General features: G+C 59.7%; 18 protein-coding genes. 9 read left to right on the top strand and 9 right to left on the bottom strand.

Annotation, left to right across the window (positions count from 1 at the left end):
• Positions 1–12: 12 nt before the first annotated feature.
• The 5 genes from ACOQOY_RS15320 to ACOQOY_RS15300 form a co-directional block, all read right to left on the bottom strand.
• A complete protein-coding gene (locus ACOQOY_RS15320) occupies positions 13–573 on the bottom strand; it encodes a F0F1 ATP synthase subunit B (RefSeq protein ID WP_420586232.1) in 561 nt (186 codons plus the stop codon).
• Positions 574–578: 5 nt separating this feature from the next.
• Entirely contained in the window at positions 579–1,130 is a 552-nt protein-coding gene (locus ACOQOY_RS15315) for a F0F1 ATP synthase subunit B' (RefSeq protein WP_420586231.1), read from the bottom strand.
• Positions 1,131–1,216: 86 nt separating this feature from the next.
• Entirely contained in the window at positions 1,217–1,441 is a 225-nt protein-coding gene (locus tag ACOQOY_RS15310) for a F0F1 ATP synthase subunit C (protein ID WP_005981269.1), read from the bottom strand.
• 48 nt (positions 1,442–1,489) lie between these two features.
• Entirely contained in the window at positions 1,490–2,248 is a 759-nt protein-coding gene (locus tag ACOQOY_RS15305; protein ID WP_170797851.1) for a F0F1 ATP synthase subunit A, read from the bottom strand.
• A 2-nt stretch (positions 2,249–2,250) separates the two neighbouring features.
• Positions 2,251–2,583 (bottom strand): AtpZ/AtpI family protein, encoded by a 333-nt coding sequence (locus ACOQOY_RS15300; RefSeq protein WP_170561238.1) that lies wholly within the window; start codon positions 2,581–2,583, stop codon positions 2,251–2,253.
• Between the two features lie 231 nt (positions 2,584–2,814).
• Between ACOQOY_RS15300 and ACOQOY_RS15295 the strand changes: the two genes are divergently transcribed.
• Complete coding sequence (locus ACOQOY_RS15295) at positions 2,815–3,150, top strand: ArsR/SmtB family transcription factor (RefSeq protein WP_420586230.1); 336 nt, start codon at positions 2,815–2,817, stop codon at positions 3,148–3,150.
• Between the two features lie 4 nt (positions 3,151–3,154).
• On the opposite strand, the gene ACOQOY_RS15290 is transcribed toward ACOQOY_RS15295, so the two are convergent.
• From ACOQOY_RS15290 to ACOQOY_RS15280, 3 genes are read right to left on the bottom strand one after another with little or no spacing between them, the layout of a single operon-like run.
• Positions 3,155–3,568, bottom strand: a complete 414-nt coding sequence (locus tag ACOQOY_RS15290) for a universal stress protein (protein WP_420586229.1) — start codon at positions 3,566–3,568, stop codon at positions 3,155–3,157.
• Between the two features lie 60 nt (positions 3,569–3,628).
• The gene (locus ACOQOY_RS15285) at positions 3,629–4,567 is read right to left on the bottom strand and encodes a DMT family transporter (RefSeq protein ID WP_420586228.1); all 939 of its coding nucleotides are present in this window, start codon (positions 4,565–4,567) and stop codon (positions 3,629–3,631) included.
• Positions 4,564–5,442, bottom strand: coding sequence for a LysR family transcriptional regulator (locus tag ACOQOY_RS15280; protein WP_420586227.1), 879 nt, complete (start codon positions 5,440–5,442; stop codon positions 4,564–4,566). Before ACOQOY_RS15280 ends, ACOQOY_RS15285 begins: the two co-directional genes overlap by 4 nt.
• A gap of 117 nt (positions 5,443–5,559) precedes the next feature.
• Here ACOQOY_RS15280 and ACOQOY_RS15275 point away from each other — a divergent pair, with 117 nt between their 5' ends.
• Both ACOQOY_RS15275 and ACOQOY_RS15270 read left to right on the top strand, forming a co-directional pair.
• A complete protein-coding gene (locus tag ACOQOY_RS15275) occupies positions 5,560–6,141 on the top strand; it encodes an FMN-dependent NADH-azoreductase (RefSeq protein ID WP_420586226.1) in 582 nt (193 codons plus the stop codon).
• A 72-nt stretch (positions 6,142–6,213) separates the two neighbouring features.
• Positions 6,214–6,957 carry an aspartate/glutamate racemase family protein gene (locus ACOQOY_RS15270; protein ID WP_420586225.1) on the top strand — a complete coding sequence of 248 codons (744 nt, stop codon included), beginning with the start codon at positions 6,214–6,216 and terminating at the stop codon, positions 6,955–6,957.
• Between the two features lie 53 nt (positions 6,958–7,010).
• Here the strand turns inward: ACOQOY_RS15270 and ACOQOY_RS15265 are convergent, their stop codons facing one another.
• On the bottom strand, positions 7,011–7,541 hold the full coding sequence (locus ACOQOY_RS15265) for a prolyl-tRNA synthetase associated domain-containing protein (RefSeq protein ID WP_420586224.1): 531 nt from the start codon (positions 7,539–7,541) through the stop codon (positions 7,011–7,013).
• Between the two features lie 88 nt (positions 7,542–7,629).
• On the opposite strand from ACOQOY_RS15265, the gene ACOQOY_RS15260 reads away from it, so the two are divergent.
• From ACOQOY_RS15260 to bluB, 6 genes are all read left to right on the top strand, one after another.
• Positions 7,630–8,148, top strand: coding sequence for a hypothetical protein (locus tag ACOQOY_RS15260; RefSeq protein WP_420586223.1), 519 nt, complete (start codon positions 7,630–7,632; stop codon positions 8,146–8,148).
• Positions 8,149–8,309: 161 nt separating this feature from the next.
• Positions 8,310–9,815 carry a signal recognition particle protein gene (ffh, locus tag ACOQOY_RS15255; protein ID WP_420586222.1) on the top strand — a complete coding sequence of 502 codons (1,506 nt, stop codon included), beginning with the start codon at positions 8,310–8,312 and terminating at the stop codon, positions 9,813–9,815.
• Entirely contained in the window at positions 9,812–10,366 is a 555-nt protein-coding gene (locus tag ACOQOY_RS15250; protein ID WP_420586221.1) for a GNAT family N-acetyltransferase, read from the top strand. Before ffh ends, ACOQOY_RS15250 begins: the two co-directional genes overlap by 4 nt.
• 34 nt (positions 10,367–10,400) lie before the next feature.
• Positions 10,401–10,697 carry a chorismate mutase gene (locus tag ACOQOY_RS15245; RefSeq protein ID WP_050605269.1) on the top strand — a complete coding sequence of 99 codons (297 nt, stop codon included), beginning with the start codon at positions 10,401–10,403 and terminating at the stop codon, positions 10,695–10,697.
• 42 nt (positions 10,698–10,739) lie between these two features.
• Complete coding sequence (gene rpsP / locus ACOQOY_RS15240) at positions 10,740–11,129, top strand: 30S ribosomal protein S16 (protein WP_170388164.1); 390 nt, start codon at positions 10,740–10,742, stop codon at positions 11,127–11,129.
• Between the two features lie 12 nt (positions 11,130–11,141).
• Positions 11,142–11,777: a 5,6-dimethylbenzimidazole synthase gene (gene bluB / locus ACOQOY_RS15235; protein WP_420586220.1), complete on the top strand. Its 636-nt coding sequence runs from the start codon at positions 11,142–11,144 to the stop codon at positions 11,775–11,777.

The raw sequence follows: 11,777 nt of genomic DNA, 5'->3' as shown, positions 1-11,777 counted from the left end.
TATATTCAGCGATCAGTGCAGCTTTTCACCGACATCGGCAATTGCCGCGTCAATCAGCTTGTTCGCCTGAGTGGCCGTCATCTGCTTGGCCAGAACCGCGTTTGCCGCAGAAACGGCTACGGTGATGGCCTGATCACGGACTTCCTTCACAGCCGAAGCTTCAGCCGACGCGATCTGATCCTGCGCAGCGGCCAGACGGCGTGCGATGGACTTCTCCAGATCAGCTTTGGCTTGCTCAGCGGCCAGAGCGGCGTCGTCCTTCGCGGCAGCCACGATGGCGTCCGCCTGAGTCTGCACCTCACGCTGCTTGCGCTCATACGAGGCCAGCAGGCTGCGTGCTTCTTCATGCAGGGCACGGGCTTCGTCCAGCTCGGACTTGATGCCTTCGGCACGATTGTCCAGCGCGCCACCGATCATGCCCGGAACCTTGAAATAGAACAGGACCGCGATGAAAACGATGAAGCCCAGAGTGACGACAAAGTCCGTATTGGCCAGCGAGAAGAACGGGCCTTTGGCTGCCAATGCCGGGCTGGCTGCGCCGAAGGTCAGGATAAGGGCAAGAGTGTTCCGCATGTCACTTATCCTTTCATCTGCGCGTCAACGGCACTGTCGATGGTCGAAGCATCCGCCTCGCCGCCCAGTGCTGTGACCAGTTCAGCCGCCGTATCCTTGGCAACCACTTGAATGCTTTCCAGCGCACCGGCACGGATGTCGGCAATTGCCTTTTCCGATTCAGCCGCCTTTGCAGCGATTTCCGCATCCGCCTTGGCAATCGCGTCATCCAGACCAGCCTGGATTTCCGCACGTGCTTCGGCAGCGATACGCTGCGCTTCGGCACGGGCATCGGCCAGCGCCTTGTTATAGGCCTCTTCGGCCTCGACCGCCTTGGCCTTCAGATCTTCGGCCGCAGCCAGGTCATTTGTAATGGTCCCCTGACGTTCAGCCAGGATTGCCGCGATGCGAGGCAAGGCCACGCGGGACAGGACCAGAAAGATGACGACCAGCGTGATGACCAGCCAGAAAATCTGGTTGGGGAACCAATCGAAGCAGAGCTGCGGCATCCCGATGGCAGAGCCATAGGAGTCGACGCACGAGCCAGCTACCTCTTCTGTAAGGGGTTCAGTCGCCATGATATCCTCCGTCGGAAACTTGTCTTTACAACAGGTGGGCCGCTATGGCTTGGGCCCACCTGCGCGTAAGGATCAGGTTCCGCAGATTATACGGCGAACATCAGCAGCAGCGAGACCAGGAATGCGAAGATCCCCAGGGCTTCTGCGAACGCGATACCGATGAAGAGGGTTGCGGTCTGCGAAGCAGCCGCCGAAGGGTTGCGCAGGGCGCCGGCCAGGAAGTTGCCTGCAACGTTGCCCACCCCGATTGCGGCTGCGCCGGAACCGATTGCTGCCAGGCCTGCGCCGATGTGTGCGAGATCGCCTTCCATGATGTATCTCCTTACGAATTGGAAGTTTCGATTTTGGGGTATCGGACCTTAGTGCGAAGGATGCAGCGCATCTTTCAGATAAACACAGGTCAGAATGGTGAATACGTAGGCCTGGATAAAGGACACGAGGACCTCTAGGCCGTACATTGCGGTGATCGCCAGCACGGACACAGGCGAGATCGCGGCAATCGCAGCAAAGCCTGCGAACACCTTGATCACGGCGTGGCCTGCCATGACGTTACCGGCAAGACGAATGGAGTGGCTGACCGGGCGCACGAAGTACGAGATCAGCTCGATGATCGCCAGAACAGGGCGCAGCGCCAGCGGCGCGCTTGAGACCCAGAACAGGCCCAGGAAGCCTGCACCGTTTTTGACAAAACCCAGCACGGTCACGGTCAGGAAGACCGACAGCGCCAGCGGGATGGTCACGGCGAAATGCGATGTGGTGGTGAAGGACATGGGGATCATGCCCAGGAAGTTCGCGCAGACGATGAACATGAACAGGGTCATGACATAGGGGAAGTACTTGACGCCTTCCTTGCCACAGATGTCTTCCAGCATCTTGTAGATGAAGCCATAGGCCAGTTCGGCCACCGACTGCATTCGGGTCGGAACAATCGCGCGCTTCGAGGTGCTCAGAACCAGCAGAGCGAAGATCGCCGCAATCGCCAGAAACAGCCACAGGGTCACGTTGGTGGGCGTGTACCACGCAATCGCACCGTCGCCGAACAACGGCTTAACGATGAACTGATCCATCGGGTGGAAAACCAGGCTGCTGCCTTCTGCTGCGGTGGTCTCAGTTGCCACGTTCAGTCCCTCTCGTCCTTCTCGGCAGCCGTCGCCGCCGCTTGTTTCTCTTGAACCTCTTTCGCGCTGCGGAGCATAACCTTCACGCCCGCGACAAGGCCCAGCAATGTGAACAGCACCAGAAAGATCGGGATTGTCCCGAGCAGGCTGTCCAGCCCGTATCCGATGCCAAATCCGATCCCCAGACCGGATACCATTTCAATGACCATCCTCCAGGCAAGCTCGCCGCCCGAGACGTCAGCATCTGCCCGAGGCTTCGGCGCTTTGGCCTTTTTCGCCGCGTCGATCTTGGCCTCCAGCTGCGCCATACGCTGCTTTTGGTCGTCATCGGTCACGGGCGTTTCCCTCGCACAGTCTTGGGTAGGGTGCTAAGGGGCATGGGGCGCAGAGTCAACGGCATTGAGCACCCGAATTGCCGCACGCCAAGCCGTTGATTTAAATATGTTTTATGCATCACGCAGCGCAGTCAAACCCTTCTGCATGCCGACAACCAGCCCCGTTTGCGCGGAATCCGCATATTCAACCAAATGGTTGACCAAACCCGAAGGCTGTGGTTCAGCGATTGCATGTCCAATGATCTCGACACCGTATTCGCAGCCCTTGCCGACCCGACCCGACGCGCCATCCTGGCGATGCTGCTAGAGGACGACATGGCCGTGACAGACGTGGCCGACCCGTTCGAGATGTCCCTGGCCGCGATATCGAAGCATCTGGTCATTCTGACCAAGGCTGGGCTGATATCTCAGGAGAAACGCGGGCGGGTAAAGTGGTGCAAGCTAGAACCCGACGCCCTGCGCGCGGCGTCGGTCTGGATGCAGGGGTTCGGGCAGTTCGAACCGGTCAATCTGGATGCGTTTGAGCGGTTTCTTGAAACCGAACTGCCTTCAGGTGACGACCCCTGACACGTCACCGGACGACGAAGACTGAAACCTTCGCGTGTTTGGCCAGGTATCCTGCGTGGCTGGAAAAGATATAATCGGTGATCCGGGGCGCATGGGTGCCCACGACAATCAAATCAGCGCCTAAGTCTTCGGCTGCATTCTTCAGATCGCCATCAACCTCAGCCGCAACGTCGACTGAATGGATATTGCGGAAACTGACTTCGGCCCCGCTTTCTTCGGCCAGTTGATCGGCAAAGTCAGAAAGCTGTTGATTTATGGCTGCTTCAGGTTGGACCGGATCACCCGGCTGCATGCCGGTCACACTGACGACCGTGATCTTTGCCCCCTGCCACTTGGCGACCTCTGCGGCCACGTCTTGTGCTTTTCGGACCTCAGGCGGCAGATGCAGGTCGACGGGAAACATAATGTGATTGAACATGGTGGCTTCCTCCTCGGCAGAAAGCATAGAGAAAGCTGCATATGTTCACATTGATCTGCCTCAATGGCCGGTTCGATCCGACTTCGCGCCCGGAGTCAGCGCAGAGGCAGCACTCACCGGATCATCCGGTTTCAGCAGCATCAGCAGCGCTACGCAGGTCAGAACGACACCGACCAGGATCAGCATGACCGGAGCGCCATTGCCCAGAGCAATCTCCCACAAGATCACCCAGCTGGGCGTCAGGTAAGTGTAGGCCATCACCTTGGCCGAGGGCAGTCGCAAGGTGGCGAACTGCACCAGTACAAAACTGGCCGCCGTTGCAAATATCGACACGTAGAGAAGACCGATCCAGACTATCAGGGGCAGATTTAGCCAGTCAGTCGACATTATCTCGGACCAGCCGTAAAGCACCAGCAACACACATCCCGCGACCAGCGTGCCAAAGGTGAACACGACTGCAGGCTCGCCCCGGTTCAGCTTGCGCACCATGGGCGTGTAGATCGCATGCATCAGGCAGCCCCAGAAATAGATGATCTCGCCGCTACCGATCTCAAAAGCCGTAAAGGCGCGCCAGTCGGCACGAAAGATGACCCACAGCGCCCCCACTGCGCCCACCGTTAACGCCAGCGCCATGCGCGGCGTCGTCACCTGACGCAACAGCACCCAACCTGCCACGGCGGACATCACGGGGGTCAGGGTGAAAACCGCTGCTGCGCTGACCGGCGGCGCGGTTTTTAGCCCGTGGAACATCAGCACGAAATAGCTGGCAAACAGCCCGCCCAGCACCAAATAGCGCCACGGCGCCTGCGCCGCGCTGCGGGGTAGACCCGTGGTCAACAGCGCAGCGACCCCGATCACGACTGCGGCGATCAGAAACCGCGCCGCCGTGATCGCCTCGGGGGCGATTTGATTGGCGACCAGCGACCCCAGCGAGAAACTCCCCGCGACCAGCGCCGAAAAGGTCAGCATGGCCAGGTGGCCGCGGGCCTGTGGACTCATGGGAACCAATCCCCGGCCCGGTCTTTGAGAAACTTCAAGAAAGCCTGAACCTTGGTGGTCCGGTGCAGATCGACATGCGTCACCAACCACAGTTTGCCCGACAGCTCGGGCAACACCTCCATCACCTCGATCAGATCGGGATAGCGCGCGGCCTCCCATCGGGCCATGAACCCGATGCCAGCCCCGGCACGTATCGCTTCGGCAGCCGTGAAATTGTTTGAGCACCGAAAGGTTATCGACTCATTCGGAGCGTTTTCACGCAACCAGCGCGAAAACGGCGCGCGGCTGTTTTCATCATCAGCACCCACAAAGGCGTGGTCTGCAAAGTCCTCGACACCTGATGGTTTACCCCGGCGCGCGATATATTCTGCCGAGGCATAAAGCCCCATTTCCTGAGTCTGGAATGGCTGCACTACATTATCCGGCTGATCCGGGGCTGACCCGGCCCGGATGGCCACATGGGCCTCGCCATATTCCAGCCGAAACAGGCGGTCGCCGGTCAGATAGCGCACAATCAGGTCGGGATGCGCCTTTTGGAAATCGCTCAGCGTCGGCACCAACAGCGGGGCCAGCGATGCCAGCGAGGTCACGACCAACTCGCCCGAGACATCATCCCCACGCCCCTTCATCCGACCAACCAGCTGGTTGAACTGATCCTCGGTCGCCTGCGCCACCCGCATCAGATCCTCTCCCGCCTCAGTGGGTGTATAGCCGCGTGCATGGCGTTGAAACAGCTTGGTCCCCAGCCGCGCCTCAATGGCGTCGATATGGCGAATAACCGTCGCGTGATGCACTCCCAAAACCTCGGCCGCACCGCTGACAGTTCCCATGCGCGCGACCTGATACGCAGTTCTGACTTCGTCCCAATTGTCCATGGCAATCATCTTCTGTGCAATTTCCAACAATCAATGTTGATATATCGAACTTTTGTTCGGTGGCGCAACACTCATATCGAGAGCCAAGCAAGATTCACCAACCAAAGGACCACCGAAATGACCAAGACCATCCTGCATATCGACGCCTCGGCCCGCCGCAATGGCTCAACCACCCGAGAGCTGTCGGACCGTATCGTCAAACATCTGGGCGCCGCACGCATCATTCGGCGCGATCTTGCGACTCCTCTGCCGTTGCTGACCGAAGACTGGATCAACGCCAACTTCACCCCGGCCGATCAGCGCGACCCATTGCAACGGGACCAATTGGCCTTGTCGGACGAACTGGTGGCCGAGTTACAAGACGCCGAGACCATCGTCATCGGCCTGCCCATCTACAATTTCTCGGTCCCTGCCGCGTTCAAGGCCTGGATTGATCTGGTCGCTCGCGCGGGCGTGACTTTCTCGTATACCGAAAACGGCCCCAAAGGCCTGCTTGAAGGCAAACGCGTGGTGCTGGCCATCGCCTCAGGCGGTACGGCGGTCGGATCCGAGATCGACTTTGCCACAAACTACGTCCGCCACGTGCTTGGTTTCATCGGTATCACCGAAATCGAAGTGATCGCCGCCGACAAAATGGCGCTGGATGCCGAAGCAGCGTTGAACAACGCGCGTCAGGCAGTGACCGAGCTGGCCGCCTGATCCGCTCTGGCCTTTCCTGATCGAAACGTCCAGTCTGCACCGGCAAAGAAAGCAGCAGGCTGGGCGTTTATCATGAAAAAGATCGGCATTCTGGGTGGCGTAGGATGGGCTTCAACGGTCGACTACTATCGCGCGATTGCCGAAGGCGCGGGCCGGTATTTTGCTGCGCGTGGCCACGGCTCTCCGCTGCCGATCCCGCCGATGACCATCGAATCTGTTACCCAATCCAAAACCCGCGCCCTGCGAGGCGTGGCCGGAGATGAAGCCAGTTGGGCCGGTTTCGACGCCGTGTTCCGCGACGCCTTGCTGACGTTGGAGCGCGCGGGCTGCGATTTCGGCATCATCGCCTCAAACACACCACACGCGCGCCTGCACGCGATCCGGCAAGGCGTCGCTATGCCCATCCTCAGCATTTTTGATGCAACCGCTGAAGCCACGGCATCAACAGGCGCGTCGCGCGCGCTTGTTCTGGGCACAGCTGTTACCATGCAAGCGTCAGATTACGCCCAGCGGTTGGCCAAAGAGGGCATCGCGGCCAACGACCGTTTGCCAGATGCTGACATCGCAGAAATGCAGGCCATGATCGACAATGACTTCTATGGCGGCACGTCGGACACGGCCCGGTCCCGGCTGCTGGCCTTCTGCAACAAACACGCCACCCCCGGCACCGCGATCCTGCTGGCCTGCACCGAACTGCCTCTGGCCTTCCCCGATCACCTCGACGACCCGGTCTTCGAGGCCGACGGGCATCTGTTCGTCAATCCATCCGCCGCCCATGTCGCGGAGGCTTTGTCACTGGCGCTGGATGACGGCTAAAGCGCCCGCCGCATCTTCTGTTGAAAAACATCTCGGCCGCAAGGTGCGTTCTGTCAGGGCAGCCAGCTGACCTCGCACCCGATCCGATCAAAGAACGCCATCAGATCACCCCGCGCAATCGCAACCGTTCGGTCATTGACCAGCGGGTGCATATAAATCACGTCCGCCTGCTGCGCCGCGCCGTCCAGGAAGAACCGCACATTGTTTTGCACCCCGTTGATCATCGCCAGCGGGCTGACCGCGCCGGGTCTGATACCAAGGTTTTGCATCAACCGATCCGCCGAACCGAAGGACAGGTTGCCTACCCCCAGCTCTGCCCCCAGCGCCTTGAGGTCGATCTCGCGGCTCTGTTCGAGCGTCACCAGATAATTCCGCTTCTTCTTATCGCGTAGATACAGGTTCTTGAGCCGCAGCGCGTTTTCACCCGGCACCATGAACTGATCTTCGACTGCCTTAGAGTCCTCAACCGTACGCAGTGGCACATGGGTGTGCAGGCGATAAGCCAGCCCCCAATCGTCCAGTTGCGCCAACAGCGCATCGGAACTGAGTGGCAATGTGTCCTGAAAAGCGGATGATGCGTCCATGGAAATCTCCTGTTTAGCATGCTCATCGCGCAACAAGCGGGCAAATTCAATCCACGACAGTCGCGAAATTCAGTGTTAGCGTGCCGCCATGAAAGTGACGCGCAATTCCCCGGACCAATTGATCCTATCCAACACACCATGGTTCATTGGCATCTCGCTGGTCTTCTTCATCCTCGCCTTTGTCGGTGTCGGCCTGTTCATGGTCAGCGAAGGCGGCGAGGGCATTTTGTTCGGCCTCTTCTTTGCCCTGTTCGGTGGCGGGATGGGGATCGGCGCTTTCTGTGTCTTTGTGCGCCGTGTTCAGGTCATACTGGACCGCAACAGCAATAGTGTTTTGATCCGTCGCCAATCTGTCTTTGGATATGACACCGTAGAACATGAACTGTCGAACCTGTCCCATGCTGAGGTGGAAACCACCACTTCGCCCCGCGACAGGACCACCTCCAAGATGCATCGTCCGGTTCTGATCCTCAAAAAAGGAATGAGTACTGGGCGTCACCCGATTGTCGAAGCCTATGTCAGCGGCCGCGGCGCGCAACGGCTGGTGGATGCTGTCAATAACTGGCTACCGGCCCATAAGGTTGACTCTGACAGCCAATCCGCCTAAAGCCCCTCCAAACATCCGGAAGCGTCTGATCTTCCGGTCCCTTGAGTCGTTCAGGGATCGCCCCCCACCAGCGAGTTTCGCCCGTGGGGGCGTTTGTGCATTTAACCGACGCATCCTATCTAGGAGGCGCCACCAGACAACCGGCTAAGGAGGCCGAAGGCATGTTTGAAAATCTATCCGAACGCCTTTCCGGCGTCTTTGACCGGCTGACCAAACAGGGCGCCCTGTCCGAAGAAGACGTCAAAACCGCGCTACGTGAGGTACGGGTTGCCCTGCTTGAGGCCGACGTCTCGCTGCCGGTGGCCCGCGCGTTTGTCAAAAAGGTGCAGGAACAGGCGACCGGACAGGCCGTCACCAAGTCGATCACCCCCGGCCAGCAGGTTGTTAAGATCGTGCATGACGCGCTGGTCGATACCTTGCGGGGCGAGGAAGACCCCGGCAAGCTGAAAATCGACAACCCGCCTGCCCCGATCCTGATGGTCGGTCTGCAAGGCTCGGGTAAGACGACCACCACCGGTAAGCTCGCCAAACGCCTGAAAGAGAAAGAGGGCAAGAAGGTCCTGATGGCCTCGCTCGACGTCTATCGCCCTGCGGCGATGGATCAGCTTGCGGTTCTGGGCACGCAGGTCGGCGTGGATACCCTGCCGATCGTTCCCGGCCAGAAACCCGTCGATATCGCCAAACGCGCCAAGCAACAGGCAACGCTGGGTGGTTATGACGTTTATATGCTCGACACTGCGGGCCGTCTGCACATTGACGAAGTCCTGATGGACGAGGTTGAGCAGGTCCGCAACGCGGTTGATCCGCGTGAGACCCTGCTGGTCGTCGACGGCCTGACCGGTCAGGTCGCCGTTGAGGTTGCTGAGGAGTTCGACGCCAAGGTCGGCATCTCGGGCGTAGTTTTGACCCGGATGGACGGTGACGGGCGCGGCGGTGCAGCGTTGTCGATGCGCGCAGTCACCGGCAAGCCGATCCGCTTTGTCGGTCTGGGCGAGAAGATGGACGCGCTCGAAACCTTCGAGCCGGACCGGATAGCCGGTCGTATTCTGGGCATGGGCGACATCGTAGCCTTGGTCGAAAAGGCCCAGGAAACGATGGAGATGGAACAGACCGAGCGCATGATGAAGCGCATGGTCAAAGGTCAGTTCAATATGAACGACCTGAAAATGCAGCTGGAACAGATGATCCAGATGGGCGGCATGCAGGGCATGATGGGCATGATGCCGGGCATGGGCAAGATGGCCAAGCAGATGGATCAGGCCGGACTGGACGACAAGATCCTGCGCCAGCAGATCGCCATGATCCAGTCGATGACCAAACGTGAGCGCGCCAACCCTCAACTGTTGCAGGCCAGCCGCAAGAAACGGATTGCGGCGGGTTCGGGAATGGAGGTCAGCGACCTCAACAAGCTGCTCAAGATGCACCGGCAGATGTCGGACATGATGAAGAAGATGGGCAAGATGGGCAAAGGCAAGATGCTGAAACAGGCCATGAAGGGCATGTTTGGCAAAGGCGGCCCCTCACCCGAGGAAATGGCCGCAGGCATGGACCCCAAGGCGCTGGAACAGGCGGCCAAGGCGATGGGCGGCAAAATGCCCGGTATGCCTGGCATGGGTGGCGGCATGGGCCTGCCTCCCGGCCTCAGCGGGTTCGGGAAGAAGAAGTGAACCTGATCGCCGATCATATCCCCCGGCTTGAGACCGAACGCCTGATCCTGCGCGCGCCGTCCGTGGATGATCTGGACGCGGACTCCGAGTTCTTCGCCAGCGATACTGCGAAGTATGTTGGCGGACCTCTGCGCCGGGATGAAGTGTGGCGGATCATTGCCATGCATTTTGGTCATTGGGCTCTGCGCGGCTATGGGTATTGGAGTGTCGATGAAAAAGACACCGGCACCTATGTCGGTCGTATTGGACTGTGGTTCCCCGAAGGCTGGCCCGAGCCCGAGGTCGGTTGGACCCTGATGAACCATGCAACCGGCAAAGGTTATGCAACCGAGGCCGCGCTGGCGGCGCGCGCCCATGCCTATGACGTGCTGGGTTGGGAGACGGCGATCTCGCTGATCGACCCCGAAAACCACGCCAGCAAGGCGGTGGCGAAACGGTTGGGCGCACAGTTCGACTATCACTACGAACACCCGAAATTCGGCAAGACCGAAATCTGGCGTCACCCTGCCCCCGCCGATCTGGTGAATGGCGGCATGGAGGCTTACGCATGACCAACACCGCTTTGACCACCGAAAGGACCGGCCAATGACCAACCCCGTGACACAAGCTGCCACGCTGTTGAAAGAGCATCGCGAAAGCATCGACCGGCTGGACGCGATCCTTGTCTACACGCTGGGCGAACGGTTCAAGCACACGCAGGCCGTTGGCAAGCTCAAGGCCGAACACGACCTTCCCCCGTCCGATCCCTCGCGCGAGGCCGCGCAGATCGCTCGGTTAGAAGACCTGGCGAAAGAGGCCGATCTGGACCCCGACTTCGCCAAGGCTTTTCTGAATTTCATCATTCAGGAAGTCATCCGACACCATAAGAAACACCAGAACTAAACCGGGCTAGCCCCGGACACGCCATTCAAAGGAGATACCACCATGGCAATGAAAATTCGTCTCGCCCGCGGCGGCTCGAAAAAACGTCCCTTCTACCGCATCGTGGCTGCTGACAGCCGCATGCCCCGCGACGGCCGTTTCATCGAGAAACTGGGCACCTATAACCCGCTGCTGCCGAAAGACAGCGAAGAGCGCGTGAAAATGAACATGGAGCGCATCCAATACTGGCTGGATCAGGGCGCCCAGCCCACCGACCGTATCGCGCGTATGCTGGAAGCAGCCGGCACCCGTGAAAAGGCCGAGCGTAACAACCCCAACAAGGGTACTCCGGGCAAGAAAGCCCAGGAGCGCGCGGAAGAGAAAGCGGCAAAGGCTGCTGAAGCTGCCGAAGCGGCTGCTGCACCGGCTGAAGAAGCGGCTGCAGAAGAATAAGCAGGCGGGCGCGTGCGGGATCAGACTTTCACCGACGATTTTCGCACGCAGTTCGATCTGTTGATGCGGCTCCGGCGCGATGTGCGCCGGTTCCGCACCGACGCTATAGACGAGGCAGTGCTGACGCGCTGCCTCGACGCATTTCGACTGGCCCCTTCGGTGGGGCTGAGCGAACCCTGGCGCGTGATCCGCGTCAAAAGCGAGGCGGCGCGCAATGCGGCGCTCGAGAATTTCCAAGCCGCCAACGCGCAAGCGCTGGAAGGTTATTCCGGCGAAAAAGCACAACTATACAGTCAGTTGAAACTGTCCGGTATGCAGGAAGCACCGGTACAGCTGGCCGTATTTTGTGACGACGCCACCGACAAGGGGCAAGGTCTTGGCGCGGGAACGATGCCCGAGATGCGCCGCTATTCGGTTGTCTCTGCCATAACGTTGTTCTGGCTCGCCCTGCGGGCTGAGGGGTTGGGTCTGGGCTGGGTCTCGATCCTTGACCCCCAGCAACTGACCCGCGATCTGAGCGTGCCAGAAAGCTGGCGCCTGATCGGCTATTTCTGCGTCGGCTGGCCCGAAACGTTTTCCGAAACGCCTGAACTGGAACGCGCGGGCTGGGAAAACCGTGCCGACAGCCTTCCGATTGAGGTGCGCTGA

This window comes from Ruegeria sp. (assembly GCF_965221235.1).
Lineage (GTDB): Bacteria > Pseudomonadota > Alphaproteobacteria > Rhodobacterales > Rhodobacteraceae > Ruegeria.
Note: the sequence above shows the minus strand (reverse complement) of the source record. Positions and strands in the feature narration are given on the sequence as shown.

Bases quoted from the DNA above. Each gene is read 5' to 3' on its own strand.
- ACOQOY_RS15320 (WP_420586232.1), bottom strand. From the start codon at position 573: ATGCGGAACACTCTTGCCCTTATCCTGACCTTCGGCGCAGCCAGCCCG.
- ACOQOY_RS15315 (WP_420586231.1), bottom strand. From the start codon at position 1,130: ATGGCGACTGAACCCCTTACAGAAGAGGTAGCTGGCTCGTGCGTCGAC.
- ACOQOY_RS15310 (WP_005981269.1), bottom strand. From the start codon at position 1,441: ATGGAAGGCGATCTCGCACACATCGGCGCAGGCCTGGCAGCAATCGGT.
- ACOQOY_RS15295 (WP_420586230.1), top strand. From the start codon at position 2,815: ATGTCCAATGATCTCGACACCGTATTCGCAGCCCTTGCCGACCCGACC.
- ACOQOY_RS15290 (WP_420586229.1), bottom strand. From the start codon at position 3,568: ATGTTCAATCACATTATGTTTCCCGTCGACCTGCATCTGCCGCCTGAG.
- ACOQOY_RS15285 (WP_420586228.1), bottom strand. From the start codon at position 4,567: ATGAGTCCACAGGCCCGCGGCCACCTGGCCATGCTGACCTTTTCGGCG.
- ACOQOY_RS15280 (WP_420586227.1), bottom strand. From the start codon at position 5,442: ATGGACAATTGGGACGAAGTCAGAACTGCGTATCAGGTCGCGCGCATG.
- ACOQOY_RS15275 (WP_420586226.1), top strand. From the start codon at position 5,560: ATGACCAAGACCATCCTGCATATCGACGCCTCGGCCCGCCGCAATGGC.
- ACOQOY_RS15270 (WP_420586225.1), top strand. From the start codon at position 6,214: ATGAAAAAGATCGGCATTCTGGGTGGCGTAGGATGGGCTTCAACGGTC.
- ACOQOY_RS15265 (WP_420586224.1), bottom strand. From the start codon at position 7,541: ATGGACGCATCATCCGCTTTTCAGGACACATTGCCACTCAGTTCCGAT.
- ACOQOY_RS15260 (WP_420586223.1), top strand. From the start codon at position 7,630: ATGAAAGTGACGCGCAATTCCCCGGACCAATTGATCCTATCCAACACA.
- ffh (WP_420586222.1), top strand. From the start codon at position 8,310: ATGTTTGAAAATCTATCCGAACGCCTTTCCGGCGTCTTTGACCGGCTG.
- ACOQOY_RS15245 (WP_050605269.1), top strand. From the start codon at position 10,401: ATGACCAACCCCGTGACACAAGCTGCCACGCTGTTGAAAGAGCATCGC.
- rpsP (WP_170388164.1), top strand. From the start codon at position 10,740: ATGGCAATGAAAATTCGTCTCGCCCGCGGCGGCTCGAAAAAACGTCCC.